Genomic DNA, 26,716 nt, shown 5'->3' on the forward strand with positions numbered 1-26,716 from the left:
CTCTGCGAAATCGGCCGGAGCGAGGGGAACCACGCCAGCGACGGTCGATCCGCCGCGCGCGCCGCCACCGGAGAAACCACCATGCGAACCCGTCTGCTGCTGCCCCTCCTGCTGCTGCTCGCCGCCTGCCAGAGCGTCCATCTCGAACGCGACTTCGACCCCGAGCGCGACTTCGGCGCCTACCGCACCTGGAGCTGGCAGGAGCCGGCGCTGCAGTACCGCCCCGCCGACCCGCGCCTGAGAAGCGACCTCACCGAACAGCGCATGCGCGCCGCCGTGGCCGACCAGCTCGACCAGCGCGGCCTGCGCCAGGCGCCGTCCGGCAAAACGGGCGACTTCCGGGTGCAGGTCTGGCTGATCGTCGACCAGCGCCAGAGCCAGGTCACCACCTACTCCGGCGGCTACTGGGGCAACCCCTGGTACGGCTACTGGGGCGGCCCCGGCTATGGCGAGACCCGCACCTACGACTACCAGGTCGGCACCCTGCAGATCGACTTCTACGACAGCCGCGACGACAAGCTGGTCTGGCGCGGCAGCGCCCAGCAGACCCTGCGCAGCGGCCCCTACTCCCCCGCCGAGCGCACCCGGATGATCCGCGAAACCGTGACCAAGGTACTCTCGCAGTACCCGCCGCATTGAGCCTGTAGAGGCTGCGGGCGCCGGCCGGACGGCCGGCGCCCTATCCGTCACACCCCTTCCAGCAGGGTATCCAGATCCAGGGTCGAACGCCGGCCCAGATCGGCGCGATGAGCCTCGAGGAAGCCCTCGGCCGCATGTCGTCCCTGGTCGCGCAGCATGGTCAGAAACGCCCATTCCCCGTTCAGCTTCGAGGAATAGCCCAGTTCCAGCAGCACGTCGCTGGAGATGCGGTGAATCCGCATCGACGCCCAGCGCGCGCTTTCGTCATCGCCCAGGCAGACCATCTGACGCAGCAGCGCGATCATCTTCAGCTCCTTGAGCAGCACGGAGTTGAAGGAGACCTCGTTGAGGCGGCTGAGGATGTTGCGCGCCGAGCGCGGCGTGCCGGGACGCTCGATGGGATTGATCTGCACCAGGATGGTGTCGCTCGACTCGCACTCGCGCACCAGCGGGGTGATGGTCGGATTGCCAGCATAGCCGCCGTCCCAGTAGGCATCGCCGTCGATCTCGATGGCCTGGAACAGGTTGGGCAGACAGGCCGACGCCAGCAGCGCATCGATCGTCAGGTCAGTGTTGCGGAACACCCGTCCGCGGCCGGTACGCACGTTGGTCGCGGTCACGAACAGCTTGATCGGCCCGTCGGCCAGATGCGCGAAATCGATGGATTCGGCGAGGATGGTGCGCAGGGGGTTGGTCCCGCCCGGGTTCAGGTCGTAGGGCGAGAACAGCCGCGCGACCATGTCCATGGTCAGGAACGTGGGCGAGTAGTCCAGGGTCCAGCGCCCGAACAGCACATCGAGCGGGCCGCGCCGGAAGGGGCTGAACTGCGAGGCCCTCGACACCCGGCGCCAGAACGCCTCCAGCGCACGACGGGCCCCCTCCGCCCCGCCCTTGGCATAGCCGTCCACCAGAACGGCCGCATTCATGGCTCCGGCCGACGTGCCGGAAATGCCATCCAGTTGAAGTTTCGGCTCTTCAAGCAGCCGGTCGAGCACGCCCCAGGTAAAAGCTCCGTGGGCACCGCCTCCCTGCAGCGCAAGGTCCACACGCAAGGGACCCTGTGATGTCCTGCCTGGTACTGGTGAAGGCATGGCTTCCCCCCAAAACAGCGACAAAAGGAATGGGTCCGGGCAATGCCGCACGCAGACAACCCGACCCGCTTTTTATTGGCGATAAATGACACAAAACGTGAAACATATTACTTAAAATCCATTCCGATATTACTAAATCCTGGAAATACCGACAGACGGTTATAAGGAGAAGCCGAAAGCTTCTATTCGCCACTATTGCCGCCCAGGTACTTTGCTGACAGGCATGCCGCCTGCACTCAATCAGGGCATGACTGACGTGCGCCGAAAGGCCCAATAACAGCCAAGTGCCATTGGAACAGTGGGCAACTCGAAAAAGTGACCGGGTGTAAATACTCCAAGTCCTCTCCTTGTCGGCAAGAGCCAACCTGGCCTGCTGATGGCGATAAGCGCGAAGGCATGCCATCAGCATCGCAGACCCTATGCGGCCTGTTTCCCTGAGCGCCCCAGGCAAGCGAAAGCCCAAACAAGGCTGTTCGATCACCTCAAACATTGACAGCATAATGCCATGAGTGCCTGTTTGCCCGATTGAGGGATATCGTTCGTCGGCGCTCACCAGGTATCGCCCGCCCGCACACTGCACCGCTCATGGCTGTGCTTTACGCAAACCACCTACTCGGGCACATACATCTACTCCATCAGCTACGCAGAAGCACCTGAATGACATCGAGCGCCAAAATAATATCAAATAGGCATCATCAGCTTAAAAAAACAACAGACACTATGGCACTTTTATGTCATTGCGATACTATGGCAATAGTGTTTAGCCATAGCTGATTATGGCCATCAATGCGACATCAGCGAGGAGGGGTAAATCATGTCTTTCCGCCATAACCCGTTGCAGCCAAGCATCTGGAGATGCCGCAATACCGGGCATCAACTCAGCCTCGCGTAGAAATTCTGGTAAATGATTGCCGTGACAGTACGTCTGCGTACTGAGGCAGATGGCATGCCAACGCTCAGGCTTGCCGGTAAAAGGCGAACAGGGAAAACCTCGAGCCTTGTCAACTCAACGAGTTCTGAAAGACCGATAACAACATCAAACAAAAATTAGCCTTAGAAGGGGAGGAACAGCATGATCGATGATTATATGAAAATCATTGCATCAATTGTGCAAATCTCAACTGCGTGCAAGGTGACTGATGATTCAGGGCTGGATTACTTGTGCTTTGGTCTTGATAGCAACACTCTGTATCAACTGCTTGATACTTGAAGCAAAAAGCAACCTGCAGGAACAAATTAACATCCTGAGGGAGGAGTTGCGCGCAACAAGGACATCACTCGACATTACACAAACCAGGAACCACAATTCTACATTCCACAAGCATCAGCAATATTTTGAAATCTCCGAGTTTCCGAGAGTCGAAAAAAGAATCCATTTTTAACCCTCGCCCCCTTCACAGGAGAAGAAAATCCCGTAACTGGCCGCGGACCACTACGATTGAACCGGCGATCAGCTTCAAGATGCATATCGATCCGGCATATATCACTCCGCGGCTGCCGGGCGCCTTAAAGATCACGGGGTTCCGCCCCACACTTGCAACATATTGCCCCCAGGGATAATCGAGGCGCCATTATAGGTGGCCGCAGGCTCCAGCCAGTGGCATATCTGATTAGTTCAATAATCCCAGCGGTTGCAGAAGCTGAGTGCAACACGGTTACTGGGTTGAAGCAGGCGCATCATGCTGCTTCGCCATTACTTCCGTCATGACTTCGATCGGACATTTGAAGTCGAAGCGTTTGCGCGGCCGGATGTTCAGCTCATAGGCGATCGCATCCAGCTGTTCCTGGCTGTAGACCGACAGGTCCGTACCTTTGGGCAGATACTGGCGGATCAGGCCGTTGATGTTCTCGTTGCTGCCGCGCTGCCAGGGGCTGTGCGGATCGCAGAAGTAGATCGCCCCCCAATCTTCTGGGTGATTTGTGCATACCGCACCATCTCCCGTCCGTAGGTCATGCTCTTGCGTACCGCCAGTGGCATGCGGCTCAGCGCGGCGCTGAAACCTTCCACTGCCGAGGTCGCCGTCGCATCGTTCATCCTCACCAGCATCAGGTAGCCTCTGGTGCGCTCGACCAGGGTGCCGACCGCCGAAGCGTTGGCCTTGCCCTTGATAATGGCGTTGTAAATCGTCTCGCGACAGACGTAGGCGTCTTCGAACTGGGGAAACTCCATGGAGCGCAGCTTGCCGGCAAGCTGTTCGGGCGCAAAGCATTCGGTGGAAGGGCTGCGATTGAGCAGGCGGGCGAGCTTGCGCTGGCTGAAATTGTTCAACAGGCCAATCTGGATCGTGGCGCGTTCGGCGACGCTGAGTTCGTGATAGGACGTGGCAACACCTTACCGAAACGGTCGGATGTTGCACTCAGTTTTCCCGAGCGCCACAGGAAAGCGGAAGTCCGAGCCTGGCTGTTCGATCCCCCAGGCAGTGATAGCGCAACGCCATTAACGCCTGTCTGGCAGCTCGAAGGACATCGCGCGTCGGGTCTCGCCAGGCATCGCTCGCCTGCTCATGGCAGCGCCTGGGGCAAAAAACCCTGGCTCAGGCCCATGAATGCATCCCAGCGGCCCTGTTCAGCCCCGACAAGCGTCAAAATAATGTCAAATCGACAACGCCAAACAAAAAAACACAGAAAATATGGCACTTTTATAGCGTCGCGATATTATGCCGATAGTGATTGGCCATAAGCACCCATGGCCATCCTTACGATATCAGGGAAGGAGTCAACCATGATTTGATGCCATGGCCAGTCGCAGCCAAGCGACTACGGATGCCGCAGCAAGGCATCAATCCGGCCTCGCGTAGGAATCATGGCAAACGATTGCCGTGATAGTACGTCCGTGCCTGAAGTGTATGGCATGCCATATCCCAGGCACGCCGAACAAAAGGCAACCGGGAAGAACTCCAACATTGCCAACGCAATGGCTTCCCGAAGGATCGACAACAATACCAAACAAAAATAAAAAAACCGGCCTGCGAAAGGGAAGAAACAACATGGTCAACGATTTCACGAAAATCATTATATCAATCGTGCAAATCTCAACTGCGTGCAGGATGACTAATGACTCTGAGATGGATTACTTGCGTTCTGGTCTCGATGACGACTCTTTATATCGGCCACTTGATACTTGAAGTGGAAAACGACCTACAGGAACAAATCGACCTTCTGCGGGAGGAGTTGCGCACAATAAGGATCTCGCTCGACCATGTGGAAACCAACAGCCACGGGCACGAACTCGGCAAGTACCGGCAGCACTTTGAAATCACCGTATTTCCGAGAGCCGAAGAAAGAATCCATTTTTAGTCCCCCGGACAATCCACTGGAAAGTGAAAGCCCGCAATCGGTCGCGGACCACTACCGGTTGGAGCGGCGACCCGGCTCAAGATACCCGCCGATCCGGCCATATCGCGCCGCGGCTACCGGCGCCTCGAAGAGCACGGACTCCAGCACGGCATTTGCGGATGGCCAAGCGCTTCTCACTGCACATGCCCCTCCACCGCGCCCATCGGCCCCGGACAGTGGCAAGGCTCCCCGGAAAGCAGGGGCCTGGCCAGTGGGCAGGTGCCGCTGTAGGTCATGCAGCGCTCGCCTAGGCCTTTGCGTTCGGCGCTGCCGGGGAAGCTGCCCTCGGGCATGACGCAGGTGCAGGGCGAGCCCTCCTCGATTTCGACGGCCAGCGGGCAGGTGCCGCGCGCGCTGGTGCAGGCGTTGGCCGGCAGCGCGGGCGGGGCGGTGTTGTCGTTCGTCGGGTCGGGCACCAGCGCGCCGGCAGCCGCCCCCGTCGGCAGGTTGCACCAGCAGGGCGTGCCGACGGAGCCGGACCCCGTGACCCGGCAGGTGGCGGCGGCCGTGCCGCAGGTACTGGAGGCGACTTTTGCGGGCAAGGGTTCGAGCGCCCGGTCGGCAGCCGCGTCGCCGACCGGGCGCTCCGCGGTCGGGTCGCCGGCGGCGGCCAGCTTCTGCCGGTTGTGCAGCCTCGTCCAGGCGACGTAGCGCGTCTCGGCCTCGTAGGCCTCGCGCTCCACGGCTTCGTAGTTCCGCAAGTAGCGGATGGCGAACTCCTGGATGCCCCAGCGCTGGTACTGGTCGACGTGGGTCAGTTCGTGCACCCAGAGCGTCGGGTTGTAGAGCGCGTCGCTGGTTTCCTTGAAGATCACCACGTGATCGAGGGCGATGGCCTGGGCCTCGCCGTAGCGAATCAGGTTCCACTGCAGGGTAAAGTCGTCGCCGCCCTGCACCCGGTAGCGCGCCGCATTCAGCACCCGCTCCGGCAGGAAGCCCGTGAGCTGGTGGCGGATGTCCGGCGGCATCGGCTGCACGCCATTGCGCAGCGCTTCGTCGCGGGAATGGACGATCATCTCCTGGAGCACCGGCGCACCGGTCTGCGCCAGGGCCTCGTTGATCTCGGCGACGCCGCCGAAGGTCTGCGACGGCGGAATCAGCGCCTTGATCTGGCGATGCAGCTCGTCGAGCCCGATGCCTTCCAGCGGGGCGGCCTCGTCGAGGATTTCGCCGCCCGGCTCGCCGCCGCCGGCGGCCGCGCCCATGCTCATGGCGAGCGCGAGAAGGATGCCGGCCACGCGCAACCCGCGGATGATCGCCGAATGCCTTGCCATGCCCTCCTCCCTTGCCTTCAGAGTGAGTGCCATCACGCGCGCGCCGGACGGAGTTCAATGCACATACAGCGCCAGCGCCAGACTGGCGCCGAGCAGCGCGACGATCAGGTTCACGACAATCCCCCAGCGCGCGCCGTAGCCCGGCGGATATTCGGCGGGCGTCAGGGATCTCAGCACTACCAGGTATTCCCGGCACGAATAGAGGGCGGCGAAGGCGCCCAGCGCGATGAAGGCCAGGCCCAGCCAGAAGGTGATGGCCAAATCCTTTGCGGCCAGACTGTCGGGGGCGAGCGCCCGCACCAGCAGGCCGGAGCGCTCGACCACGAAGCCGAAGGCGATCAGCGCCAGGCTGGTCCGGTTCCAGGCCAGCAGGGTCCGCTCGGCGGCGAACAGCACCCGGGGGTCTTGCAGGTTGGACATGATTTCCCCTCGCTGGACGTTCAGAGCACGCCGCCCATGCCGGGCAGCCCGAAGATATCGACCAGCACCGCGTCGAGATCCTCCGCCGCCAGCGACTCCACCCGGACCTCGCCCGCTTTCACCGTCTTCAGGGTGTCGCCGAGGAGGATCGCCCTGCCGTCCGGCGCATGGCGCACGACGAGCAGCTTCTGCACGAAGATGGCCTCGGGGTGCGTGGAGTTCAGGTAGTTGGCCGGCATGAAGTCGATCCACTCCTGGGGCGACAGGTCGAAGGCGAACTGCCTGAGCCACTCGCCGTTCACCCGTGCCTGCAGCAGGTATTCCCGCCCGTCCGGCCGGCTCAGCATGAACACATCGTCGTCCTGGCGGACCTCGACATCGAGCCGGTCGAGGCGCATGGGCGCGCGGATGCCGTAGCTGCCGAAGCCCAGGTCGCACAGCCATTGCCCGCCGTCCAGCGTCACGATCACCGCCATGTGGGTCTTCGGCCGTCTGACCGGGTAGAACATGGGCCGCGCCGCGACGAACTGATAGGGAATCCCCAGCGCTTCGAGCGCCATGCAGAAGAGCCCGTTGACCTCGTAGCAATAGCCGCCACGCCGGCGCCCGACGATCTTCTCGACGATTTCTTCCGGCACCAGCGAAACGATCCTGCCCGCCTGCACGTCGAGGTTCTCGAAGGGCACCGTGAACAGCTGGCAGCGCATCAGCCCGGTCAGCGTGGCGAGGTCCGCCCGCGCCGCGCCGCGGTAACCGATGCGCTCGAAGTAGTCCTTCAGCGCGAAGTTTTCAGCTTTCATGCATGTTTCCTTGATTCGAAAAGGGATCTGACTCCGGATGCCGCCGTCAGCTGGCGCCGCTGGCGGCCGCCCATGCCAGGGCCGCGCCCAGCACCAGCAGCGCCAGCATGCCGGTCACACACACGGCCAGGGCCACCGGACGCGAGGCCCTGTCGTATTCGCCGATGCACTCCCGCGGAAAGGCGTTGAGGCTGGCGACCCGGCAAATGCACCAGCCAATCCACCAGGCGATCACTTCGACGAGCAGCTCGAATACCAGCCACAGGGCCAGGCGCACCAGCAGGTAAAGCCCCTTCACCAGCGGCCTCAGCAGATAGTCCCCGAGGTCATCCATATATCGACTCCCCGGTCTCCTCACTGCGCCTGCGCATCGGCGCCATGCTCGGACAGTTGGGCGCCGAACCAGCGGTGGATGGCGGTGATCATCTCGAGGTCTTCGGCCTCGAAGCGGATTTCGCCGCCGTCGGGCAGGGGCGCGTAGGTGACCTTCATGCGCGCGGCACCGGCCTCCAGCTCCCTGAGGCCCGGCATGCTCTCGCCGTGCAGGCTGGCCGGGACGGAAAAGTCGCCGCCGGAGAAGCGCGCCGCCATGTGCAGGAGATGGCGCTGGATACCCGACAGCTGGTCCGCCGCGCCCGGCTTGCGGATGACCACCTGCATGCTGCCGCCGCTTTCGGTCATGCGAAAGACGTGCAGGGTGCGCTTGAGGGAGAAGGGCATCACGCTGTGGCCCTGATGATGGATATGCGCCTGCCGGCTCTGCGGCGGGCTGGCGTTGTCGGCCAGGGCCGGGACGGCGAGGCAGACACAGACGCCGATGATGAATGAATGCGGGTTTCCGAGCATAGGCAGGACTCTTTCGGCGATGGCGCAGCAGGTTACAGCTGCCGGCGCAGCGCAGCCAGCGGCAGCGCTGTCCGACCCCGGACAGGCCGTTGCCGAAGGCGCAGACCTGCCCGGCATCCGGCGTACTCTCCTCAGTATGGCTCCCCGCCACGACAGCCGGCAGTCTCGCAGCCCAACAGGCGAGCCGGGGGCGGGCTAAGCTGTCCCTATCGACCAGCCAGACGGGTGTCGCAGCGATGGCTCGCCGGTGCCCCGGCAGACTTTCCCCGGGGTCGATATCGGGACGCTCCTGCGGGCGGGCCGATGGATGTCGTGCGTCGCCAGCGGGCGGCTAAGGTGAAAGGGATGTCGTTCTGCGAGTTGAGGGTGGTCTTGCAGGCGGACAGCCGGCGCCTGGCACAGGCGCCGGCCGCGTCCATGGCGGGCGGGCCGGGGGAGGAACGCCGATGAGCCAGAGCAGCCTGAACCCGCCGCCCTTGCGGTGGCAGTTCGCCCACATGGTCAAGCCCTACTGGAACAGCGAGCGCAAATGGCTGGTGCGCGGCGCCGTGGGCATGCTGCTGCTGCTGACCCTCGGCCAGGTCGGCCTGGCGATCTGGACCAGCTACTGGCACCGCGAGCTGTTCGACGCCCTGGAGGCGCGCTCGCTCAACACCCTGCTGCTGCAGATCGCCACCTTCGCGCTGATCTTCGCCCTGACCATGCTGGTCACCGCGCTGCACCTGCACGTCAAGCGCTGGCTGCAGCTGGACTGGCGGCAGTGGCTGACCCTGCACCTGCTCGACCACTGGCTGGCCCGCGCCCACCACTACAAGCTGCAGTTCACCAGCGGCGAGCACGACAACCCCGACGGGCGCATCGCCGAGGACATCCGCATCGCCACCGAGAACGCGATCAACCTCGCCCATTCGCTGGTCTTCTCCCTGCTGATCCTCGGCACCTTCGTCGACATCCTGTTCAAGCTCTCCGGCAGCCTGGCGCTGCCCGGCACCGACATCGTCATCCCCGGCTTCCTGGTGCTGCTGGCCTTCCTCTACGCCGGCGGCGGCAGCGTGCTGGGCCTGCTGCTCGGCCGGCCGCTGACCAAGTCCACCAACCGGCTGCAGACGGTCGAGGCGAACCTGCGCTTCGGCCTGGCGCGGGCCCGCGAGAACTCCGAGTCGATCGCCCTGATGCACGGCGAGGGCATCGAGCGCGACTACGCCGGCCGGCTGTTCGCCGACGTCGGCCACGGCTGGAACCGGCAGACCATCGGCTACCTCGGCATCGTGTCCTTCTCCGCCGGCTACGGCGCGCTGCTGCCGGTGTTCCCGATCCTGGTCGCGGCGCCGCAGTACATCTCCGGGGCAATGACCCTCGGCGTGCTGATGCAGGCGGCGCAGGCCTTCCAGCGCCTGACCTCGGCGCTCTCCTGGCCGATCGACAACCTCGGCGAACTGGCCAAGTGCAAGGCTTCGGCGGACCGGGTGGCCAGCCTCCACAACGACATGCTGCAGCTGGAGGAGCGCGAGCGCCAGCCGGTGGAGCACCGCATCGAGCTGGGCCACGGGCGGGCCAACGAGCTGGTGTTCCGCGACCTGTGCCTGGCCAGTCCGGACGGCGAGATCCTCGTCGAGCGCCTCGACGCCACCATCCACCGCGGCGAGCGGGTGCTGATCGCCGGCGACCCGGCGGTGACCATCGGCCTGTTCAAGGCGGTGGCCGGGCTGTGGCCCTGGGGCAACGGCCAGATCCTGCTGCCCGACGACGCCGGCGTGGTGTTCCTCTCGCAGCACCCCTTCCTGCCCGACGGCAGCCTGGAGTCGGTGCTCAGCTACCCGCGCGAACCCAACCATTTCAGCCGCGCGGAACTGCACCATGCGCTCGAATGCGCCGGGGTGGCCTGGCTGGCCCCGCGCCTTGCGGAAACCGACAGCTGGAGCCGGGTGCTGCCGCTACGCGCCCAGCAGTGCCTGGCCATCGCCCGGCTGATCCTGCACCAGCCGCCCTGGGTATTCCTCGAGGAGGCCACCGACGCCTTCGATCCCAAGGGCGAGGACTACATGCTGGAAATGCTCTGCCGCGAGCTGCCCGACTCGACCCTGCTGACCATCAGCTTCCACGCCGGGCTGGAACACCACCACACGCGCAAGCTGATTCTCAACCGCCAGGCCGAGCCGCGCTTTCTCGCCTGCGCCAGCGAACTGTGCGCGCTACGCAAAGGATGACGGCAGCCAGCCGCGCTCGACGCAGTCGCGGAAGCACCAGGCCGGCGTGGTCTCGGTCTTGTAGTTCCAGAAGAACCAGCCCTGGTACTTCTCGAAGCAGGCCAGCTGGGCGGCGGCGTAGCCGCGGTAGGCGACGCTCTCCTGGAAGGCGTCCATGTGCTCGAGGGCATGGTTGAACGGTCCCTCGGCCCACAGCGACACCACCCTGAGGTCCAGCCCCAGGCTCCACTCGCCGCAGATGGTCGGCAGGCCCAGCTCGGTGATGACCGCATCGGCCTCGGCCTTCCAGTCCCCGGCGGCCTTGCGCATGTGGCCGTAGATGTCCATGTCGATGTCGCCGCGCTCGAAGCACTGGTAGCGGTGGATGTCGAAGATCACGTTGCGGTACTGCGGCCCCTGCATGAAGCCCAGGTACTCGCGGAAGTCGCGGAAGCCGTCGTGGAAGATCACCGCCACCCGCTCCGGCGGGCAGTGCCGGCGGATGCGCGCGTAGGCGTCCAGGTTGTAGGCCTTGAGGTAGTCGGTGGGCACGTCCCAGCGCGGCTCGTTGAGCACCTCTATGGCATGCAGCGCCGGGTGCTCGCGGTAGCGCTCGGCCAGCCGCTCGAGCACCGACAGCGAGTGCTCGCGGTATTCCGCGCGGGTGTGCCACTCGCAGACGTCCTTGATCCCGCCGTTGTCGAAGCCGTTCTGGCAACCCGGCGCGGCATGCAGGTCGAGCACCACGTGCAGGCCGCATTCCCAGGCCCAGGTCATGGCCCGGTCGAGCACCTCGATGCCGCCCTCGACGAAGGGATAGCGGGCCTCGCCGTAGCTCGGGTGATAGGGGTAGTCGGGGCCGAAGATCCAGTGGCCGACCGGAATGCGCACGGCGTTCAGGCCGCGCTCGGCCAGCCAGGCGAAGTCGTCGCGGGTGATCCAGCGGTTCCAGTGGGCACGCAGGCGCTCGCCGGCCCGCTCGCCCAGCTCGGCGCACCAGGTGGTCTCGTCGGTGGCCGCCAGGCCCTCGAACAGGCTCGGCACCATCCACTTCTCCAGCACCAGCCAGCTGCCCAGATTGACCCCGCGCAATTTCAGATCGCTCTTGTTCATCCTTGCACTCCCCTGCAGAAAAAGCCTCTCGAATAGCATAGATGGACCGCCTCGCTGGAGCCGGGGCGGCACACGGGAGTTAATGGCTGGGAGCGGCCCCGGCCGCGAGGGCTTGGCGAGAGGTCGGCTTTTGCAGGGTGGGCAACTGCGCAGCACGGCCCACCGGATGACGAGCGAGAAGCCGGGCTGCGTCCGGCGCGGCTCAGCTGCGAGCCGGCTGGCGGGCGAAACCGGTTTCCTCGACGCCGATCAGCCGATAGACGACGGCGCCGATCAGCGCCCCGACGATCGGCGCGACCCAGAACAGCCAGAGCTGGGCGAGGGCCCAGTCGCCGACGAACACGGCGACGCCGGTGCTGCGCGCCGGGTTCACCGAGGTGTTGGTCACCGGGATGCTGATCAGGTGGATCAGCGTCAGGGCCAGGCCGATGGCGATCGGGGCGAAGCCGGCGGGGGCGCGCTTGTCGGTGGCGCCGAGGATGATCAGCAGGAAGAACAGGGTCATCACCACCTCGGTCACCAGCGCCGCCAGCAGCGAATAGCCGCCCGGCGAATGGGCGCCGTAGCCGTTGGAGGCGAAGCCCTTGGCGACGTCGAAGCCGGCGGTGCCGCTGGCGATGACGTAGAGGACCGCGCCCGCGGCGATCCCGCCGAGCACCTGGGCCGCGATATAGGGCGCCAGGTCCCTGGCCGGGAAGCGCCCGCCGGCCCACAGGCCGATGGACACCGCCGGATTCAGGTGGCAGCCGGAGATGTGGCCGATGGCATAGGCCATGGTCAGTACCGTCAGGCCGAACGCCAGCGAGACACCATGCAGGCCGATGCCGACCTCCGGGAAGGCCGCCGCGAGGACCGCGCTGCCGCAGCCGCCGAGCACCAGCCAGAAGGTTCCGAGAAACTCCGCGCCATACCTGTTCATTTTCCAATCTCCGTGGATCTGGGGGCAGCGCCTCTCCACCTTCGAGACGCACGGCAAGTCTAGTCAGGGGTCTGCGGCGTTCCCCTGATGGGAAACTGATTCCCACGGAATGGGATTGCGCGCATGCCCAGCAGGCAGGCCAGCGGAGCAATGTTATTTATTGGAATTAAGTTCCATAAATGCCAATATCCGAAGGTCCTTCGGGCAGAACCGTCCCGGGACCATGATCGGCGGCCCGCTCCCGGGTCCGCGGGATCGAGCCGGTCGCCAAACGACAACAGAAACCGGAGACGCCCATGCAACCGACCTACTCCCTCGCCCAGCTCACCGCCCTGCAGCTGAGTCCGCCGCAGATGATCGAGCTGGCGGCGCGCACCGGCTACGACCAGGCCGGCGTGCGCCTGCTGCCGGTGACGCCCGGCGCCGTGGCCTACCCGCTGATGACCGACAAGCCGATGCTGCGCGAAACCCTGACACGGATGAACGACACCGGCGTGCGCATCTTCGACCTGGAACTGATCCGCATCGGCGCGGATTTCAAGCTGGAGCGCTACCTGCCCTTCCTGGAAACCGGCGCCGAACTGGGCGCCAGGGCCGTGCTGGCGGCCGGCGACGATCCCGAGGAGGAGCGCCTGATCGAGCGCTACGCGCAGCTGTGCGACGCCATGCTGCCGTTCGGCCTGTCGGCGGATCTGGAATTCATGCCCTGGACCCCGGTGCGCGACCTGGACAGCGCCCTGCGCATCGTCAGTCGCGCCGACCGCCGCAACGGCGGCATCCTGGTCGACGCCCTGCACTTCGACCGCTCGGCCAGCCGCTTCGAGCAACTGGCGGAAATCCCTGCCCAGTGGCTGCACTACGCGCAGATCTGCGACGGCCCGGCCGAGCGCCCGACCACCGACGAGGCCCTGATCCAGGCCGCCCGCGGCGAGCGCCTGCTGCCCGGCGAGGGCGGCCTCGACCTGCGCCGGCTGTGGCGCGAGCTGCCGGCCGGGCTGCCGGTGAGCATCGAGATCCCCAACGACCGGCGCGTCGCCGAAATGGGTCCCGAAGCCTGGGCCCGCGCCGCCCTGCAGGCGGCCAGGGCGCTGGTGGAGGACGTGCGCGGCTGAGGCGAACCCTGCAGCGAAAAGCCCCCGCCGGGCGGACCCGGCGGGGGCTTCCTTGTCTCCGCTTCGCCCTGTTCAGACGGCGGCGGATTTCGCCTCCTCCCGAGCCAGCGGCGCCTTGGCCCGCGCCACGGCGTGCTGCGCGGCGAGGTAGGCGAAGGTCAGGCCCGGCCCGAGGGTGATGCCCGGTCCCGGATAGGTACCGCCCATGATCGAGTGCATGTCGTTGCCAACCGCGTAGAGGCCGTCGATCGGCGCATCGTCCTTGTCCAGCACGCGGGCGTCGGTATCGGTGGCGAAGCCGGTGGCGGCGCCGATGTCGCCGGGATAAAGGCGCACCGCGTAGAAGGGCGCGGTGCCGATCGACCCGAGGTTGGGGTTGGGCTGCTGCGCCGCATCGCCGTTGACCCGCTGGTAGTCGGTGGTGCCGCGCCGGTAGTCGAGGTCGACGCCGCTGCGTGCGTAGTCGTTGATCCGCCGCACGCTGTCCTGCAGCCCGGCGGCGTCGATGCCCAGGCGCCCGGCCAGCTCGGCGAGGGTCGCGCCCGCGGTCAGGTAGCCGTCGGCGAGGAACGGCTTCAGCCCCTTGCCGCCCGGGCGCACCATGCCCAGGCCGTACTTGCGCAGGCCCTCGGCGTCGGTGACCAGGTAGGCCGGCGCCACCCCGGCCTCGCGCATGCCGAGGCCGAACAGGTGGTAGGAGGTGGACTCGTTGAGAAAGCGCTTGCCGTCGCGGTCGACGGTGATCATTCCCGGCTTGCCGCGGTCGAGGATGAAGTGCGGGAACGCCGCGGTGCTGCCGTCGGCGCGCCTGCGGATCGACACCGGCGCCCAGAAGGCATGGCTCAGTCCCGGCGCGCCGTAGCGCGCCCCCACCGCCTCGGCGAGGTCGTGGGCCTGCCCGGTGTGCCCCGGCGCCCCCGGGCACCACTGCGGATCGCTGCCCGGCAGCAGCGCCCGGCGCCGCTCGGGATGGCGGTTGAAGCCGCCGGAGGCGAGGATCACCCCGCCCTTGACGACGATCCGCCGCTTCACGCCTTTCTGCGACACCTCGAGCGCCTCGATGCCGGCGGTACCGCGCTGCAGGCGCTCGAGCCGGCATTCGGTGAGCACCGGCACGTCCCGCGCATCCAGCGAATGCAGGAGACTGGCGATCAGCGCGTTGCCCATCACCAGACGGGTGCCGCGCGGATGGCGCAGGCGGTCCAGGGCATGCCGGGCGAGCAGCCTGACGCCGTGGCGGAAGGAGGCGAAGGAGCGGGTCAGCCTGAGCAGGTGGTTGACGTCGTCGCGGTCGATCATCATGCCGCCGAGCACGGTGAACTCGGGGATCGGCGGGCGTATCAGGCGGAAACGCTCGCCGAGCAGGCGGCCGTCGAAGGGCAGCGGCTCCAGGGCGCGGCCGCGCAGGGTCGAGCCTTCGAGGTCGGAGATGTAGTCCGGGTGCAGCGGACGGGCGCGGTAGCGCACCGAGGTGCCGGTTTCGATGGCCCTGACCGCTTTCGGACCGTTCTCCAGGAACACCCGGCGCAGCTCGGCGCGGGAGCGCTCGCCGACCGCGAGATCGAGGTAGCCGCCGGCCTTGGCCGGGCTGTCGTCGTGCACGCCGATCCCGGCCGCGTGGTGGCTGCCCGGAATCCAGGTGGTGCCGGCGGAAAACGCCGTGGTGCCGCCGACGTACTCGGTCTTCTCCAGCAGCAGCACCTTGGCGCCCTGCAGCGCGCCGAACAGCGCGGCCGACATGCCGGCGCCGCCGGCGCCGACGACGACGATGTCGAAGCTTTCGCCGTCCTGAATCTCTTGAAGGGTCGTTCTCATTGTTATGGGTCTCCTGGCGGATCGGCAGCCGGGCGTCCGTCGCCAGTCGGGCGGGCGGGGCGACTCGGGCATTTATGGAATTTCATTCCAGAAACTAATCCAACCCACAAAGGCATTCAAGAACAGAGTTCCATTTTTTGCAGGAAGCGGCAGACAGCCGTCGGAAACCCGGAGCGGGCCACGGCGAAGGGAGAGCAGGGAAAAGAGGAAGGAAACGGCCGCCGGGAATGCCGACGGCGGCTGAGCGGTCCTGCGGCGCGCGATCAGTCCTCGCGGTCGAAGACGTAGAAGAGGTTCGGTTCGCTGACCATGTAGAGCCGGCCGTACTCGTCCAGGGCCACGCCCTCGCCCTGCGGGACGTTCTTCTCGAGTCCCGCGGAGCCGTGCCACAGGGAGCGCAGGCTGACCGTATCGCCCCGGCCGTCCAGCTCCACCAGCATCCGCGACTCGTCGCTGAGCAGGATCAGGTGGTCGCTGCTCTGGTCGTACTCCACCGAGGCCAGACCGGTGCCGACGAACTTCTCGTTCAGCCAGGCGGAGCGGTCGAGCACCTTGAGGTTGAAGTTGCCGGACAGACTGGCCTTGAAGCCGCGGATCTCGTAGAGCTTGAGCGGCGCGCGCTCGGTGACCACAAACAGACGGTCGCCGCGGCGGTCATAGGCGACGCCCTCGAAACCGCGGTTGTCGCCGTCGGGATTGTCGAAGCCAAGGGTCAGCGCCCGGTAGTCCTTGCGCACCAGGGCGCCGGGGCCGGTCGGCACCGGCACGGCGACCAGCGCCTGGTCGCGCTCCTCGGTGAACACCAGCAGGCCGCCGCCGAGGTAGGCCACACCCTCGACGTCCTTGAAGCCCTCCAGCGGATAGCGCGCCAGCACCTCGCCCTCGGTGCTCAGGGCGAGCAGTTCTTCGGGATTGTTGATCACCGCCCACAGGTGGTGGCGCTCGTCGTCGTAGCTCAGCCCGGAGAGGTTGTTGCGCACGTCGGCGACCGGCAGCGCCTCGAGGCGCACCTCGTAGTCCGACAGGCAGAAATCGGGACCCAGGGCGCAGGCCTCGAGCCAGGCGTTCTTCGCCCAGAAATACAGGCGCTCGTCGAATTGGCGGTCTTGCACCTGCTGCACCAGCAGCAGGCTCAGCAACAGGGCGATCCAGATCCGTGGGTGTATTACCGGCAGCCGTCCCAGCAACCCCTTGGCAATCGCGATCATGGCGGTACGCTCGTAGCGAAACGAAATTGTGATGCAGTGTGCATCGTCAGTACTGCAGATTTGCTAAGGCCATACTAACCAAAGGTTTATCGGGCGTCGCCTAACTTCAGGTCGCCTTAGCCTGTTAGTCCGCCCCGTCGAAAGAATCCGCCCCCGTACCGAGCATGACCGGCCGCTCCAGCGCCCGCTGGCTGCCCACGCCGCCATAGCGCTTCGCTCCCTCCCCCGACCTGCGCCCGCCGCAGGTGCCCGGGCGCCCGTTCGCCCTGCCGCCGCGCCGCTCGTTTTGCTTGCCTGACGAAAAATCCTGCCGTTCGAAGCGTCCATTCCCGCCCGATTCCCGCCCGGGAAGGCTGCGTTTCCATCGGATCTCCGCCACCACCGGTGCCATGGCCCTGCTGATGATCACCCGGTATCCGCTGTCCACCAACCTGGTCATGCTCGCCACCGTCGCCGTGGTGGTGTACACCCACAACCTGGCCTACGGCGTGCTGGTCGGCGTACTGCTGGCGGCGCTGTTCCTCGCCAACAAGGTCGGCCACTTCCTGCGCATCGACAGCACCAGCCGGGATAATGGCCAGGCCCGCACCTACCGGGTGGTCGGCCAGGTATTCTTCCGCTCGTCGAGCAAGTTCGTCGCCGCCTTCGACTTCAAGGAAGTGCTGAACCGGGTCACCATCGACCTGTCCCATGCCCACCTCCGGGACATCACCGCAGTGGCCGCCCTGGACAAGGTGGTGCTCAAGCTCCGCCGCGAGGGGAGCGAGGTGACGGTGCTCGGCCTCAACAAGGCCAGCGCCACCATCGTCGACCGCTTTGCCGTGCACGACAAACCCGACGCCATCGACACCCTCATGGAACACTGAGAAAGGAGCCAACCCATGACTCGGATACTCGCCTGCATCGACGGCTCCGCCGCCACCGCCGCGGTCTGCGACTGGGCCATCTGGGCCAGCCGGCGCCTCGGCCGGCCGCTGACCTTCCTGCACGTGCTGGACCGCGAGCGCTACCCGGGTCCGGGCGACCTCAGCGGCGCCATCGGCCTGGGCAGCCGCGAACACCTGCTCGACGAGCTGGCCCGCCTCGACGAGCGGCGCGCCAAGGTGGCCCTGGAGCAGGGCCAGGCGGTACTGGAGGCGGCCCGCGACCGCGCCCTCGCCGCCGGCCTGGAAGCGCCGGAGCTGTGCCAGCGCCACGGCAACCTGGTCGAGACCCTCGGCGAACTGGCCGACAGCATCCAGCTGCTGGTGATCGGCCGCCAGGGCGAGGACAGCCGGCAGCACGCCGGCCAGCCGATCGGCAGCCAGTTGGAAGGCGTGACCCGCGCCCTGGCCAAACCGACCCTGGTCGCGCCGGACGAGTTCAGGGCGCCGGGCAGCCTGCTACTCGCCTACGACGCCAGTCCGAGCGCCCGCCAGGCGGTCGGCACGCTGGCCGCCAGTCCGCTGCTCAAGGGCCTGCCGCTGCATCTGCTGATGGTCGGCGAGGACAACGCGCTGACCCGCACCGCGCTGCACGAGGCCCAGGCCCAGCTGGAGCTCGCCGGCTTCCTGGTGATCCCGGCGATCCGCGAGGGCAAGCTCGAGCCGGTGCTGCACGCCTATCAGCAGGAGCGCGCCATCGACCTGCTGGCGATGGGCGCCTACGGCCATTCGCGGATTCGCCGCCTGCTGCTCGGCAGCACCACCCGCCACATGCTGCACAGGTCACGGACGCCACTCCTGCTGCTGCGCTGAAAGCGTCCGCCCGACGCGCTATCCTTGCCCGGCTTTTGCGGCCGCCCGCTCTACTCCGCCAGGGCGAGAGAGCCGGCGGCCCGGCACTTTTCTCGGTTCGGCAGGGGGATGCAATGCAAACGGAAAGCTTCTTCGAATGGCTCGGCGAGGCGGCGGGCGCGGCGCTCCGCCACCTCGTCGAGGGGCTGGGCGGACTGTTCGGCTCGATCGCCCGGGCCGGCGCGTCCTTTCTCGAAGGCCTGTCGCGCACCCTCGGCATGAACCCCACGCTGCTCGGCTTCGTCGCCCTGGTCGTCGGCCTGGCGCTGCTGGCCGGCGGGGTGCGCGCGCTGCTCAAGCGCGCCTTCGTCAGCGGGGCGATCTACCTGCTGCTGGGACTCTGGGTGCTCAGCTGGCTGATCCAGTGAGCGCGAGCGCGCTGGCCGCGGCCTGGCGCCACGCGCCGACCCGGCGCCGGGTCCGGGCGCTGGCCGCGCCCATGGTCCTCTCCAACCTCTGCACGCCGCTGGTGACCCTGGTCGACAGCGCGGTGATCGGCCACCTGCCACACGCCCACCAGCTCGGCGCGGTGGCGGTCGGCGGCAGCCTGTTCACCCTGCTGGCCTGGGCCTTCGGCTTCCTGCGCATGGGCACCACCGGCTTCGCCGCCCAGGCGTGCGGCCGCGCCGACGGCGCCGCGCTGCGCCAGGTGCTGCTGCAGAGCCTGCTGCTCGCCGCGGTCTTCGCCCTGCTGCTGGGCCTGCTGGCGTTGCCCTTCGGCGAACTCGCCCTCGGCCTGATGCAGCCCTCGGCGGCGCTCGATGCGCTGAGCCGCGAGTATTTCCACATCCGCCTGCTCGGCCTGCCGGCGGTACTGGCCAGCTACGCGCTGATCGGCTGGCTGCTCGGCGCGCAGAACGCCCGCGCGCCGCTGGCCATGCTGCTGCTCACCAGCCTGGGCAACGTGGCGCTCGACCTGTGGTTCGTCCTCGGCCTCGACTGGGGCGTGGCCGGCGCCGCCCGCGCCTCGGTGCTCGCCGAGTGGAGCGGCGCCCTGCTCGGCCTGGCGCTGGCCCGCCGGGCGCTGCGCCGGCATCCCGGCCGGCTGCCCTGGGACGCCCTGCGCCGCTGGGCGAGCTGGCGCCCGCTGCTGGCGGTGAACCGCGACATCTTCCTGCGCAGCCTGCTCCTGCAGCTGGTGTTCTTCCTGATCACCGTGCAGGGCGCCCGGCTCGGCGACGCCACGGTGGCGGCCAACGCCCTGCTGCTCAACGGCCTGCTGCTCACCGCCCACGCCCTGGACGGCCTGGCCCACGCCGTCGAGGCACTGTGCGGGCACGCCATCGGCCGCCGCGACCGCACCGCCCTGCAGCGGGCGCTGGCGGTCGCCGGCCTCTGGTCGCTGCTGGCCAGCCTGGGCTTTTCGCTGTTCTTCCTGAGCGGCGGCGCGCTGTTCGTCCGCCTGCAGACCGACATCCCGGCGGTGCGCGAACTGGCCGAGGCCTACCTGCCCTACCTGGCCGCGCTGCCGCCGGTCGCGGTGTGGAGCTACCTGCTCGACGGCCTGTTCATCGGCGCCACCCGCGCCCGCGAGATGCGCGACGCCATGCTGCTCGCCGTGGCCCTGGCGCTGCCGCTGGCCTGGCTGCTGCAGGGACTCGGCAACCACGGCCTGTGGCTGGCCCTCCTCGCCTTCATGGCGCTGCGCGCTCTGGCCATGGGCCTGTTCGCCCGGCGCCTGCTGGACGAGATCTGAGCGCTACCCCGCAGGAGCCAGCTTGCTGGCGATCAGCCGTAGGGCGGGCAACGCCTGCCAGACAGGGCCTGGACCGGCACCGTGATCGGCGGGCCTCACCCGCCCTGCGGGAAAGGCCGTGCCCGCTCAGCCCGACAGGTAGGACGAGCGCGTCAGCCCCAGGCGCAGGGCGTCCAGGTACTGGGCGCGCTCGCGGGCGCCGATGGGCGCGCCGGCCACCTTGTCGCGGTAGTAGGTCATCAGCTCCTCGGGCGACAGGTGCACGTAGCGCAGCATGTCCTCGATGGTGTCGTGGGTCTCGATGCCGGCGTGGTAGATGCGCCCGTCGGCGCGCTGGTAGACGTTCACCGAATCGGTGTCGCCGAACAGGTTGTGCATGTCGCCGAGGATCTCCTGGTAGGCACCGACCAGGAAGATGCCGAGGAAGTACTCCTCGCCCACGCGCAGCTCGTGCACCGGCAGGCTGGTCTCGATGCTCTGCTCGTCGACGTACTGCTTGATCTTGCCGTCGGAGTCGCAGGTCAGATCCTGCAGCACGGCGCGGCGCAGCGGCTCCTCGTCGAGCCGGTCGAGCGGCAGGATCGGCAGCACCTGGCCGATCGCCCAGGTGTCCGGCAGGCTCTGGAATACCGAGAAGTTGCAGATGTACTTGTCGGCCAGCTTGTCGTTGAGTTCGTCGAGCACCTGGCGGTGCGAGCGCTGGCGGGCCTTCAGCGCATCGTGCAGGCGCCGGCAGAGCGCGTAGTAGCACTGCTCGGCGAGCGCCTTGTCGGCCAGGCTCAGCTTGCCGTCGGCGTACAGGCGCGACAGCTCGCCGAGGTACTGGGTGGCGCGCCAGTAGGTTTCGGTGACCATCTCGTCGTCGGTCGGGCCGAGCAGCTCGACCAGCCAGCGCAGCGTTTCCGGCAGGCCGTCGGGATCGGCGATCTCCGGCAGCTGGTCGTTGTGGCGCTCCACGTCGGTGACCTGCACGACCAAGAGCGCGTGATGCGCGCTCAGCGCCCGGCCGCTCTCCGAGAAGATGTGCGGATGCGGCAGGCCCTGGGCGTTGCAGAACTCCTGGAGCATGCCGACCACGGTGGCGGCGTAGTCGTCCATGTCGTAGTTGATCGAGCTGGGGTTGCGCGAGTGGGTGCCGTCGTAGTCGACGCCCAGGCCGCCGCCGACGTCGACGTGGTCGACCGGCAGGCCGAGGGCGCGCAGCTCGCCGTAGTAGCGGATGGCCTCCCTGAAGCCGGCCTGGTAGTCGGCCAGGTTGGCGATCTGCGAGCCCATGTGGAAGTGCAGCAGGCGCACCCCCTGCTCCAGCCCGGCGCCGCGCAGGCGCTCGGTCACCCGCAGCAGCTGCGCCGCCGAAAGGCCGAACTTGGCCTTCTCGCCGCCGGTGTCGGCCCACTTCGAGGAAGCCAGCGAGGACAGCCGCACGCGCAGGCCGAGCTGCGGCACGATCTTGAGCTCGGCGGCCTCCTCGATGACCAGTTGCACCTCCGACTCCTTCTCGATGACGATGAACACCGAATGGCCGAGCTTCTGCCCGATCAGCGCCAGGCGGATGAATTCGCGGTCCTTGTAGCCGTTGCAGACGATGGTGCCGCCCTTCGGCGCCAGCGCCAGCACGGCGAGCAGTTCCGGCTTGGAGCCGGCCTCCAGGCCGATGGAGACGTTCGGCGTGGCGATGATGTTCTCCACCACCGCCTCCTGCTGGTTGACCTTGATCGGGTACAGCGCGGTGTAGCCGCTCTGGTAGTCGAGGCGCGCGATGTGCGCGTCGAAGGCGCCGGTCAGCTGGCGCACGCGGTCCTGCAGGATGTCCGGAAAGCGCACCAGCAGCGGCAGCGACAGGCCGGCCTCGCGCAGCTGGCCGAGCAGCTCGACGAGGTCGATGGGCTGGTCGGCGGCGCGGTTCAGCCACGCCTCCACATGGCCACGCTCGTTGATCGCGAAATAGCCGGCACCCCAGTGACGGATGCCGTAGACGGCGCGGCTGTCGGCCACGGTCCACTGGCTGCCGTCGTCCTTGCGTGTACGTCGTGCCATGGATTGCTCCTGTGCAGATGTCTGATACAGCCTAGCCGCCGGATTTCTTCGCCTTGAAGCCACGTTTGGCGAGCTCTTCGAGAAGCAGTTCGACGTGCTCGCCCTGGATCTCGATGACTCCGTCCTTGAGCGCGCCGCCGGTGCCGCAGCGGCGCTTCAGGGCGCTCGCCAGCTCCTTCAGCGCGTCGCCGGCCAGCGGCACGCCGCTGACGGTGGTCACCGTCTTGCCGCCACGGCCCTTGGTCTCGCGGCGCACCCGGGCGATGCCGTCGCCGGCCGGCACCTGGCTCTGGCTACAAACGCAGGCAGCGACCGGCTGGCCGCAGTCGGGACAGTGGCGACCGCTGTCGGTGGAATAGACCAGACCGCCCAGGGCGGCGAGTGAAGAGGCTTTCTTGGCCAAGGCTGGCTCCTCGGAAATGCGCGGAAAACGAGGGGCCAGTGTAGCGGCAAGCGTGTGAAATGCCGAAGACGGTGGCGGGCAGGCTTCGGAGCGGCCCTGCAGCCGGGTCGCGCGCAGCGCCCCCTGTCAACACCAACCGCACGGACTGGCGCGCATGTTCTCGCGACTGGGCCAGTCCACGTTGACGTCAGCGCGCAGGCTGGCAGTGAGTTCGCGAGCGATATTTCGCCAGCCTCTCGTCACCCAACGGTCCCGCCTCCTTCCTGAATCACCACATACGCCCGCTCGATCTCCCGCTGGAAGGTCTCCGGCAGAGCCGACCAGGGGTGAACCTCCACCAGGATCGGCAGGCTGCTGGCCTGCAGGGCTTCCTTGAGCGCCGTCCAGCCCTCGACCGCGCGGCCGGGGTCGGCCGGATCAAGCAGCACCAGGTCGAGGTCGCTGGTTTCGTGAGCGCCGCCGCTGACGCGGCTGCCGTAGGCCCAGGCCTCGGCACCGGGCACATGCCGGCGCAGCAGGCCTTGCAGCAGGGCCAGGTGGCGCGGTTCGAGACACAGGCGGTCCGCTTCAAGACGCGGCATCGAACACCTCCTGCAGCTTGCCGGCCAGGGCGCGGACGTCGGCCAGGTAGCCCGGCAGGAGTTTGAGGGTGTCGTTGGCGAAGCCCTCGCCGTAGTCGTGGGCGGTATTGTTGCGGTTGGCGCGGTAGGCCAGCCAGCGCTCGACGCCGTCCGCATCCAGCAGGCCATGCTTGCCGGCATGGCGCAGCAGGTCGTTGAACACCAGCGCATCGACGCTGCGCGGGCTGCCGGCATACAGCTTGAGCGCCTTGCGCAGCAGTTTGCCGGCGGTTTCCAGCGACAGCTCGAAGCTCTTGATCGCGGCATTGCGGTAGAGGTCGAAGAGGATGTCCTCGCGGGACGGCGTTTTCTCCAGCGCCAGCAGAGCCTGTTCCAGGGTGGCTGCCGTGCGCAGCAGGTGGTCGACGTTCAATGCCATGGCTGGCTCTCCTCAAGACTCATGCACATAGAAAACCACGCTTTTCCGTGCACGTCCGTCCGCATGCGGCCGAGTGCGCGGACGTCGATGAACGACAACCGCACAGGCGACGCGGAAAAGCCGGGAAGGTAGCAAATCCGGAAAGGCGACGGTGAGGCCCGGCGGGCACAGGCCTCGGAGCGGACGGCGGACAAGCATGCCGCGCCATCCGCCCGCCCGTCGTCGCTCAGGCATTGCCCGCCAGCACATTTCCACAGCTGCGGCCGCCGGCGTAGCAGTCGAGGTTGTGCAGGGTGGTTTCGGCGATCTCGCGCAGCGCCTCGACGGTGAAGAAGCCCTGGTGGCCGGTGACGATCACGTTGGGGAAGGTCATCAGCCGCGTGAAGACGTCGTCGTCGATGATGTCCGAGGAGCGGTCGTGAAAGAACAGCTGGCTCTCCTGCTCGTAGACGTCGATGGCCAGCGCGGAGAGGCGCCGCGACTTCAGCGCGGCGATCACCGCACGGGTGTCGATCAGGCCGCCGCGGGAAGTGTTGACCAGCATGGCGCCATGCTTGATCCGCGCCAGGCTGGCAGCACTGATCAGGTGCCGGGTGGCATCGCTCAGCGGACAGTGCAGGCTGACCACGTCGGATTCGGCGAGCAGGATGTCGAGCGCCACGTACTCGCCGAGCGCGGCGAACTCGTCCATCGGGTACGGATCGTAACCGAGCACCCGGCAGCCGAAACCCTTGAGGATGCGCGCCGTGGCCAGGCCGATCTTGCCGGTGCCGACCACCCCCACGGTCTTGCCGTGCAGGTTGAAGCCGAGCAGGCCATCGAGCATGAAATTGCCCTCGCGCACCCGGTTGTAGGCGCGGTGGGTATGCCGGTTGAGGGTCAGGATCAGGGCGATGGCATGCTCGGCCACCGCCTCCGGCGAATAGGCCGGCACCCGGGCGACGAACAGCCCCAGCCGGCGCGCGGCCTCCAGGTCGATGTGGTTGAACCCCGCGCAACGCAGCAGGATCGCCCGCACGCCGTAGCCGTGCAGGGTTTCCAGCACCGGCGCATCGAGCTGGTCGTTGACGAAGGCGCACACCGCCTCGCCGCCCTGGGCCAGCGCCACGGTCTGCAAGGACAGCGCGGCCTTCTGGTAGACCAGTTCGAAGCCACGGGACACATAGTCGCGTTGCAGCACCTCGTCGAACGAGCGCTCGTCGTAGGGCTGCGCACTGAACATCACGATCTTCATGGGTGAAAGCTCCTGCCGTTGGGCCGGCGCGACTGCCTTCCTGGCAGGCCGGCTGCTGTGGAAATCGTCGACAGTGTAGGGAATTCGGGCGGGCAGCCGGGTGCGCCGGGTCAAGGGGCGGGGGCAAACGCGGACGGGAGGGTCGGTGCGCGCTCGGATAGTCGAACGGCCAGGGGTGGTTCGACGAAGAGGAATGCACAGATCGGGTAGCGGGAAACATCGCCGCCGCCTCAGCCCATCCCGAGGTAACGGCGCAGCGCCTGCAGCGAATCCGGGCAGTAGGGACGCTCCAGGGCCTCGCCCAGGGCCGCGTGGGGCGAGATGAAGCGGGCCTCCAGGACTTCCTCGGGCTGCAGCACCAGGGGGGCGTCGGAGATCGCCGAGAACACCGCGCACCACAGGCGGTTGTCCGGCTGGTCGAAGAAGAAGCGGCCGTGCTCGCGCAGTTCCACGCCGGCGATGCCGAGTTCCTCCTCCAGTTCGCGGGCGGCGGACTCGCCGTATTCCTCCCCGGCCTGCACCATGCCGCCGGCGGCCACATCCCAGTAGCCGGGATAGATCGCCTTGCTCAGGGTGCGCCGGTGCACGCAGAGCTGCCCGGCGCCGTTGAACAGCAGGATGAAGGTGCCGCGGCCGATCAGTCCGCGTTCGCGCAGCTCGGCGCGGGGCAGCGCGCCGAGCGGGCGATCGTCGGTGTCGACCCAGGCGACCCGTTCGGCGTCGGAGGCGGTCCGGTGGGCCGCCTCCCGCGCGGAGATGGCCATCAGCCCTGGGAGAGCAGCGCGCGCAGGTCGATCAGCGCAGCGTTGGCCCGGGAGATGAAGTTGGCCATCACCAGCGAGTGGTTGGCCAGCACGCCGTAGCCGCCGCCGTTGAGCACCATCGGACTCCACAGCGGCTCCTGGGCCGCCTCCAGCTCGCGGATGATCTGCTGGAGGCTGACGGTGGCGTTCTTGCGCGCCAGCACGTCGCCGAAGTCCACCTCGATGGCGCGCAGGAAGTGCGACAGCGCCCAGGCCTGGCCGCGGGCCTCGTAGAACACGTTGTCGATCTGCAGCCAGGGCGTCTCGACGACCTCTCCCTGCTGCACCTGACCGGTCGCCTCGTCGGGCACCAGATCGGAATCCAGGCGCTCCTGGCCGATGCTCGCCGAGAGCCGCTGGGACAGCGAGCCGAGCCGGGTGGAGACGTCGCCCAGCCAGCCGCTCAGGTTGTCGGCGCGGGCGAAGAACTGCGCGCCGGGCTTGGCCGGGTCGCCCAGGCGGGCCAGGTAGCTGTCGAGCAGCTTGAGGCCGGCGCGGTATTCGGTTTCGGAAGCCGGCAGCGCCCAGCTGCGGTTGTCGAAGTTGAAGCGCGGCTCGGCCTTGGCCAGGTCGGTATCCTCGGTGGACTGCGACTGCGAGCGGGCCATTTCCTTGCGCAGCGAGCGCGCCAGATCGCGCACCTGGACCAGCACGCCGAATTCCCAGTTGGGCATGTTGTCCAGCCAGATGCCGGGCGGAGACAGGTCGTTGGTCAGATAGCCGCCGGGCTTGTCGAGCAGGGTGCCGGCCACGGTCCTCAGGGTCTCGACGGTGGTGTAGCCCTTGACGAACTTGCGCTGCGCCTGCTCGGCCGCGGTCTGGGCGTTCTCCTGTACCGGGAAGGCATCCGGCTCCAGGCTCCAGTACCAGCCCAGCAGCCCGGTCACCAGCAGATAGAGGGCGAGCAGCAGCGCCAGGGCGCGGCCCAGCCAGTGGTTGCCGACGACACGCCGCAGGGCGCTGTCGGCCCCACCGTACGCACGGCTTGCGCTTTCTTTCCAGTCCAGCAT

At 67.1% G+C, this 26,716-nt stretch carries 25 protein-coding genes and 3 pseudogenes; 8 read left to right on the forward strand and 20 right to left on the reverse strand.

What is annotated here, in order from left to right; translation table 11 throughout:
- Positions 1-81: 81 nt before the first annotated feature.
- Entirely contained in the window at positions 82-639 is a 558-nt protein-coding gene (locus ACG10_RS18065) for a DUF4136 domain-containing protein (RefSeq protein ID WP_198318967.1), read from the forward strand.
- Positions 640-686: 47 nt separating this feature from the next.
- On the opposite strand, the gene ACG10_RS18070 is transcribed toward ACG10_RS18065, so the two are convergent.
- Positions 687-1,685, reverse strand: a complete 999-nt coding sequence (locus ACG10_RS18070) for a patatin-like phospholipase family protein (protein WP_332460672.1) — start codon at positions 1,683-1,685, stop codon at positions 687-689.
- A gap of 1,117 nt (positions 1,686-2,802) precedes the next feature.
- Between ACG10_RS18070 and ACG10_RS23860 the strand changes: the two genes are divergently transcribed.
- Positions 2,803-2,940, forward strand: coding sequence for a hypothetical protein (locus ACG10_RS23860; RefSeq protein ID WP_157731480.1), 138 nt, complete (start codon positions 2,803-2,805; stop codon positions 2,938-2,940).
- Positions 2,941-3,385: 445 nt separating this feature from the next.
- Here ACG10_RS23860 and ACG10_RS18075 read toward each other — a convergent pair.
- From ACG10_RS18075 to ACG10_RS18105, 7 genes and pseudogenes are all read right to left on the reverse strand, one after another.
- Positions 3,386-4,014, reverse strand: a pseudogene (locus tag ACG10_RS18075) (IS30 family transposase).
- A gap of 854 nt (positions 4,015-4,868) precedes the next feature.
- Entirely contained in the window at positions 4,869-5,021 is a 153-nt protein-coding gene (locus tag ACG10_RS23865; protein ID WP_157731481.1) for a hypothetical protein, read from the reverse strand.
- A 179-nt stretch (positions 5,022-5,200) separates the two neighbouring features.
- A complete protein-coding gene (locus ACG10_RS18085; protein WP_089169285.1) occupies positions 5,201-6,340 on the reverse strand; it encodes an eCIS core domain-containing protein in 1,140 nt (379 codons plus the stop codon).
- A gap of 54 nt (positions 6,341-6,394) precedes the next feature.
- Complete coding sequence (locus tag ACG10_RS18090) at positions 6,395-6,760, reverse strand: YidH family protein (protein WP_089169286.1); 366 nt, start codon at positions 6,758-6,760, stop codon at positions 6,395-6,397.
- A gap of 20 nt (positions 6,761-6,780) precedes the next feature.
- Entirely contained in the window at positions 6,781-7,560 is a 780-nt protein-coding gene (locus ACG10_RS18095; RefSeq protein ID WP_089169287.1) for an arylamine N-acetyltransferase family protein, read from the reverse strand.
- Positions 7,561-7,606: 46 nt separating this feature from the next.
- Positions 7,607-7,894 (reverse strand): hypothetical protein, encoded by a 288-nt coding sequence (locus ACG10_RS18100; RefSeq protein ID WP_089169288.1) that lies wholly within the window; start codon positions 7,892-7,894, stop codon positions 7,607-7,609.
- A gap of 20 nt (positions 7,895-7,914) precedes the next feature.
- Positions 7,915-8,406, reverse strand: coding sequence for a hypothetical protein (locus ACG10_RS18105; RefSeq protein ID WP_039806009.1), 492 nt, complete (start codon positions 8,404-8,406; stop codon positions 7,915-7,917).
- A gap of 446 nt (positions 8,407-8,852) precedes the next feature.
- Here ACG10_RS18105 and ACG10_RS18110 point away from each other — a divergent pair, with 446 nt between their 5' ends.
- Complete coding sequence (locus ACG10_RS18110) at positions 8,853-10,613, forward strand: ABC transporter ATP-binding protein/permease (protein ID WP_089169289.1); 1,761 nt, start codon at positions 8,853-8,855, stop codon at positions 10,611-10,613.
- On the opposite strand, the gene ACG10_RS18115 is transcribed toward ACG10_RS18110, so the two are convergent.
- Together ACG10_RS18115 and aqpZ are read right to left on the reverse strand one after the other, a co-directional pair.
- Positions 10,599-11,705 carry a glycoside hydrolase family 5 protein gene (locus tag ACG10_RS18115; protein ID WP_089169290.1) on the reverse strand — a complete coding sequence of 369 codons (1,107 nt, stop codon included), beginning with the start codon at positions 11,703-11,705 and terminating at the stop codon, positions 10,599-10,601. The two genes, ACG10_RS18110 and ACG10_RS18115, sit on opposite strands and share 15 nt — an antisense overlap.
- Before the next feature lie 202 nt (positions 11,706-11,907).
- Entirely contained in the window at positions 11,908-12,624 is a 717-nt protein-coding gene (gene aqpZ, locus ACG10_RS18120) for an aquaporin Z (protein ID WP_039806012.1), read from the reverse strand.
- 296 nt (positions 12,625-12,920) lie between these two features.
- Here aqpZ and ACG10_RS18125 point away from each other — a divergent pair, with 296 nt between their 5' ends.
- Positions 12,921-13,736: a sugar phosphate isomerase/epimerase family protein gene (locus ACG10_RS18125; protein WP_089169291.1), complete on the forward strand. Its 816-nt coding sequence runs from the start codon at positions 12,921-12,923 to the stop codon at positions 13,734-13,736.
- Positions 13,737-13,808: 72 nt separating this feature from the next.
- Here ACG10_RS18125 and ACG10_RS18130 read toward each other — a convergent pair whose 3' ends face one another.
- A complete protein-coding gene (locus ACG10_RS18130; protein WP_089169292.1) occupies positions 13,809-15,551 on the reverse strand; it encodes an FAD-dependent oxidoreductase in 1,743 nt (580 codons plus the stop codon).
- 263 nt (positions 15,552-15,814) lie between these two features.
- Positions 15,815-16,759: an SdiA-regulated domain-containing protein gene (locus ACG10_RS18135; RefSeq protein WP_089169293.1), complete on the reverse strand. Its 945-nt coding sequence runs from the start codon at positions 16,757-16,759 to the stop codon at positions 15,815-15,817.
- Positions 16,760-17,163: 404 nt separating this feature from the next.
- On the opposite strand from ACG10_RS18135, the pseudogene ACG10_RS18145 reads away from it, so the two are divergent.
- The 4 genes and pseudogenes from ACG10_RS18145 to ACG10_RS18160 all read left to right on the forward strand — a co-directional run.
- Positions 17,164-17,625, forward strand: a pseudogene (locus ACG10_RS18145) (STAS domain-containing protein); the annotation flags it as partial.
- A gap of 15 nt (positions 17,626-17,640) precedes the next feature.
- Positions 17,641-18,495, forward strand: coding sequence for a universal stress protein (locus ACG10_RS18150; RefSeq protein ID WP_089169296.1), 855 nt, complete (start codon positions 17,641-17,643; stop codon positions 18,493-18,495).
- A gap of 113 nt (positions 18,496-18,608) precedes the next feature.
- A complete protein-coding gene (locus tag ACG10_RS18155) occupies positions 18,609-18,902 on the forward strand; it encodes a hypothetical protein (protein WP_089169297.1) in 294 nt (97 codons plus the stop codon).
- Entirely contained in the window at positions 18,899-20,230 is a 1,332-nt protein-coding gene (locus ACG10_RS18160; protein WP_198318968.1) for an MATE family efflux transporter, read from the forward strand. Before ACG10_RS18155 ends, ACG10_RS18160 begins: the two co-directional genes overlap by 4 nt.
- A 126-nt stretch (positions 20,231-20,356) precedes the next feature.
- On the opposite strand, the gene speA is transcribed toward ACG10_RS18160, so the two are convergent.
- The 8 genes and pseudogenes from speA to ACG10_RS18195 form a co-directional block, all read right to left on the reverse strand.
- Positions 20,357-22,267 carry an arginine decarboxylase gene (speA, locus tag ACG10_RS18165; RefSeq protein ID WP_089169298.1) on the reverse strand — a complete coding sequence of 637 codons (1,911 nt, stop codon included), beginning with the start codon at positions 22,265-22,267 and terminating at the stop codon, positions 20,357-20,359.
- A 31-nt stretch (positions 22,268-22,298) separates the two neighbouring features.
- Positions 22,299-22,670, reverse strand: a complete 372-nt coding sequence (locus tag ACG10_RS18170; RefSeq protein ID WP_089169299.1) for a translation initiation factor Sui1 — start codon at positions 22,668-22,670, stop codon at positions 22,299-22,301.
- Positions 22,671-22,817: 147 nt separating this feature from the next.
- Positions 22,818-22,917, reverse strand: a pseudogene (locus tag ACG10_RS24920) (type I restriction enzyme endonuclease domain-containing protein); the annotation flags it as partial.
- Positions 22,910-23,251 carry a nucleotidyltransferase family protein gene (locus ACG10_RS18175; protein ID WP_039806027.1) on the reverse strand — a complete coding sequence of 114 codons (342 nt, stop codon included), beginning with the start codon at positions 23,249-23,251 and terminating at the stop codon, positions 22,910-22,912. The pseudogene ACG10_RS24920 and the gene ACG10_RS18175, both read right to left, overlap by 8 nt.
- Complete coding sequence (locus ACG10_RS18180; protein ID WP_039806028.1) at positions 23,238-23,669, reverse strand: nucleotidyltransferase substrate binding protein; 432 nt, start codon at positions 23,667-23,669, stop codon at positions 23,238-23,240. Before ACG10_RS18180 ends, ACG10_RS18175 begins: the two co-directional genes overlap by 14 nt.
- Before the next feature lie 226 nt (positions 23,670-23,895).
- Positions 23,896-24,903, reverse strand: coding sequence for a 2-hydroxyacid dehydrogenase (locus ACG10_RS18185; RefSeq protein WP_089169300.1), 1,008 nt, complete (start codon positions 24,901-24,903; stop codon positions 23,896-23,898).
- Positions 24,904-25,133: 230 nt separating this feature from the next.
- Positions 25,134-25,667 carry an NUDIX hydrolase gene (locus ACG10_RS18190; RefSeq protein WP_089169301.1) on the reverse strand — a complete coding sequence of 178 codons (534 nt, stop codon included), beginning with the start codon at positions 25,665-25,667 and terminating at the stop codon, positions 25,134-25,136.
- Positions 25,667-26,716 (reverse strand): DUF2333 family protein, encoded by a 1,050-nt coding sequence (locus ACG10_RS18195; protein ID WP_089169302.1) that lies wholly within the window; start codon positions 26,714-26,716, stop codon positions 25,667-25,669. Before ACG10_RS18195 ends, ACG10_RS18190 begins: the two co-directional genes overlap by 1 nt.

Source organism: Azotobacter chroococcum (assembly GCF_002220155.1).
In the GTDB taxonomy this organism is placed as follows: Bacteria; Pseudomonadota; Gammaproteobacteria; order Pseudomonadales; family Pseudomonadaceae; genus Azotobacter; species Azotobacter chroococcum.

Coding starts and splice junctions, on each gene's coding strand:
- ACG10_RS18065 (WP_198318967.1), top strand. CDS start 82: ATGCGAACCCGTCTGCTGCTGCCCCTCCTGCTGCTGCTCGCCGCCTGC.
- ACG10_RS23860 (WP_157731480.1), top strand. CDS start 2,803: ATGATCGATGATTATATGAAAATCATTGCATCAATTGTGCAAATCTCA.
- ACG10_RS23865 (WP_157731481.1), bottom strand. CDS start 5,021: ATGGATTCTTTCTTCGGCTCTCGGAAATACGGTGATTTCAAAGTGCTG.
- ACG10_RS18085 (WP_089169285.1), bottom strand. CDS start 6,340: ATGGCAAGGCATTCGGCGATCATCCGCGGGTTGCGCGTGGCCGGCATC.
- ACG10_RS18090 (WP_089169286.1), bottom strand. CDS start 6,760: ATGTCCAACCTGCAAGACCCCCGGGTGCTGTTCGCCGCCGAGCGGACC.
- ACG10_RS18095 (WP_089169287.1), bottom strand. CDS start 7,560: ATGAAAGCTGAAAACTTCGCGCTGAAGGACTACTTCGAGCGCATCGGT.
- ACG10_RS18100 (WP_089169288.1), bottom strand. CDS start 7,894: ATGGATGACCTCGGGGACTATCTGCTGAGGCCGCTGGTGAAGGGGCTT.
- ACG10_RS18105 (WP_039806009.1), bottom strand. CDS start 8,406: ATGCTCGGAAACCCGCATTCATTCATCATCGGCGTCTGTGTCTGCCTC.
- ACG10_RS18110 (WP_089169289.1), top strand. CDS start 8,853: ATGAGCCAGAGCAGCCTGAACCCGCCGCCCTTGCGGTGGCAGTTCGCC.
- ACG10_RS18115 (WP_089169290.1), bottom strand. CDS start 11,705: ATGAACAAGAGCGATCTGAAATTGCGCGGGGTCAATCTGGGCAGCTGG.
- aqpZ (WP_039806012.1), bottom strand. CDS start 12,624: ATGAACAGGTATGGCGCGGAGTTTCTCGGAACCTTCTGGCTGGTGCTC.
- ACG10_RS18125 (WP_089169291.1), top strand. CDS start 12,921: ATGCAACCGACCTACTCCCTCGCCCAGCTCACCGCCCTGCAGCTGAGT.
- ACG10_RS18130 (WP_089169292.1), bottom strand. CDS start 15,551: ATGAGAACGACCCTTCAAGAGATTCAGGACGGCGAAAGCTTCGACATC.
- ACG10_RS18135 (WP_089169293.1), bottom strand. CDS start 16,759: ATGATCGCGATTGCCAAGGGGTTGCTGGGACGGCTGCCGGTAATACAC.
- ACG10_RS18150 (WP_089169296.1), top strand. CDS start 17,641: ATGACTCGGATACTCGCCTGCATCGACGGCTCCGCCGCCACCGCCGCG.
- ACG10_RS18155 (WP_089169297.1), top strand. CDS start 18,609: ATGCAAACGGAAAGCTTCTTCGAATGGCTCGGCGAGGCGGCGGGCGCG.
- speA (WP_089169298.1), bottom strand. CDS start 22,267: ATGGCACGACGTACACGCAAGGACGACGGCAGCCAGTGGACCGTGGCC.
- ACG10_RS18175 (WP_039806027.1), bottom strand. CDS start 23,251: ATGCCGCGTCTTGAAGCGGACCGCCTGTGTCTCGAACCGCGCCACCTG.
- ACG10_RS18180 (WP_039806028.1), bottom strand. CDS start 23,669: ATGGCATTGAACGTCGACCACCTGCTGCGCACGGCAGCCACCCTGGAA.
- ACG10_RS18185 (WP_089169300.1), bottom strand. CDS start 24,903: ATGAAGATCGTGATGTTCAGTGCGCAGCCCTACGACGAGCGCTCGTTC.
- ACG10_RS18190 (WP_089169301.1), bottom strand. CDS start 25,667: ATGGCCATCTCCGCGCGGGAGGCGGCCCACCGGACCGCCTCCGACGCC.
- ACG10_RS18195 (WP_089169302.1), bottom strand. CDS start 26,716: ATGCTGGACTGGAAAGAAAGCGCAAGCCGTGCGTACGGTGGGGCCGAC.